The organism is Gordonia rhizosphera NBRC 16068 (assembly GCF_000298195.1).
GTDB lineage: Bacteria > Actinomycetota > Actinomycetes > Mycobacteriales > Mycobacteriaceae > Gordonia > Gordonia rhizosphera.
Map to the genome: position 1 here is coordinate 1 of NZ_BAHC01000059.1, position 2,064 is coordinate 2,064.

Here is a 2,064-nt window from a genome sequence, read left to right on the forward strand (position 1 = left end):
TCGATTCCCGGGAGTCGGTGCGAGGCTTGCCCGTGATCTGACCCGGGCCGGGAGGCTCGCCATCGCCGCTGGTCGGAACACCCGTGGTCCGCGACGGACAGGTTGACCTCAATCTAATTACCGGAATTTGATCAGCTAGACCGCGGTACCGGTTTCGCACGAAGTGTGAAGGACAATCTGGACTACATCTGTGTAATTCACTCTGACATCAGAGATCTCTCGGTGTGGCGCACCCCGGCAACTCACTTACCGCTCTACCATGTGTGTATGACGTTCAGGAAAATACCTTGAGGACTGGGGCTGAGTATTTCACCCAGCCCGGCGGTGCGGGACAACGCCGCTACGAGGCTCTGCGCGCCTACTTCGTCGAGGGGGCCTCGGCCGCCGAGGTCGCCGACCGATTCGGCTACTCCACCGCCTCGGTCCATCAGATGGCAACGCTGCTGCGCACCGGCAAACTCGCATTGTTCACCGAAGCCAAAACCGGCCCCAAGGGACCACGCAAGGCCACCGCGGAACTGCGGGAGAAGGTGCTGGCCCTGCGCGCCGGCGGGCGCAGCATCGGTGAGATCGCCGCCGCACTCGCCACCGCAGGCACCCCGGTCTCGGCGCAGACGGTATGGCAGATCCTCGACGAGGCCGGAGTGGCGCGGTTGCCACGCCGCGACGACAGCACCCGCCGCGGAAGTCCCACACAGCTCGACCCCGTCAAGGCCGCCGCGTTGACACAGTGGCCTGCCGCCGAACAGATCCCGTGCGAGCACGCCGGCCTGCTGCTGTTGCTGCCGGCCATGGCGAAACTGGGCCTGGCCGACCTGGTCCGCGAGGCGGGCTACCCCGCCACCACCGCGATCACCGCTTGGCAATCGGTGGGCACCCTGCTGTTGGCCAAGTGCGCCCGCGCCGCGCGCGCTCACCACATCGACGCGCTCACCGACGACGCCGGCCTCGCCTTCGCCCTGGGCCTGACCGCACTACCCAAGGCCACCCACGCCGGCTCCTACTCCTACCGGGTACCACGCGAGACCAACCAGAAAATGCTCACCGGCCTGGTCAAGAATCTGCGCACGCTCGGATTGGCCAGCGGCACCCAAGGATTCAACCTCGACTTCCACGCCATCCGCCACCACGGCGAGGACACCGTCCTGGAGAAACACTACGTACCGCGCCGCTCGCAACGCACCCGCGCCGTGCTGACCTTCTTCGCCCAAGACCACGCCAGCACCGAAATGGTCTACGCCAACTCCGAACTCACCAAAGCCGAACAGGCCCGAGAGATCATCGCCTTCGCCGACTACTGGCACCACGCCACCGGCGAAGACCCCGGCCTGCTCGTGTTCGACTCCCAACTGACCACCTACAAAGTTCTCGACGAACTCACCAGCCGCGGCATCCGCTGGCTGACCCTGCGCCAACGCGGCGCCACCGAACTCGCCCGCCTCGCCGCGCTGCCGACACAGCAATGGAAAACCGCCACCGTCGCCCGCACCGGCCGCTACCGGCGACCCCACATCCATGAAGACACCATCAAACTCAAAGACATCGCCAGCAACATCCGACAAATCGCGATCCGCAACATCGGCCGCGACGAACCCACCCTGCTCATCACCAACGACCACACCAACCCCGCCAAAGACCTCTTCGCCCGCTACGCCGAACGCATGGGCATCGAAAACGAACTCGACGCCTACATCAGCGGATTCCACCTCGACGCACTATCCTCCGGCGTCCCACTCAACGTCGACCTCGACACCACACTGACCGTCATCGCCGGCAACCTCTACCGACTTTTCGCCCGCGACCTGACCCGCTACCACGCAGCCACCCCCGACACCATCTGGCGACACTTCCTCGACGACACCGGCACCCTGCACATCACCGACACCGAAGTCACCTGCGCCCTCAAACTCCGCAGCCACCACCCCCAACTGATCGACGCCGGCTACGCCGACCAACACACACCCATCCCCTGGTGGAACAACCGAACCCTCCGATTCACCTTCCCACCACGCTGACCCCACGAACAAACCTCAATCCAATTTCCGCACCGGGAATCGAGGTTAG

Annotated in this window: 1 protein-coding gene; it reads left to right on the plus strand. The window is 64.9% G+C overall.

Annotated features, from left to right (window positions below):
• The first annotated feature begins 287 nt into the window (after positions 1-287).
• The gene (locus GORHZ_RS06460) at positions 288-2,015 is read left to right on the plus strand and encodes a hypothetical protein (RefSeq protein WP_006331396.1); all 1,728 of its coding nucleotides are present in this window, start codon (positions 288-290) and stop codon (positions 2,013-2,015) included.
• The last annotated feature ends 49 nt before the right edge of the window (positions 2,016-2,064 follow it).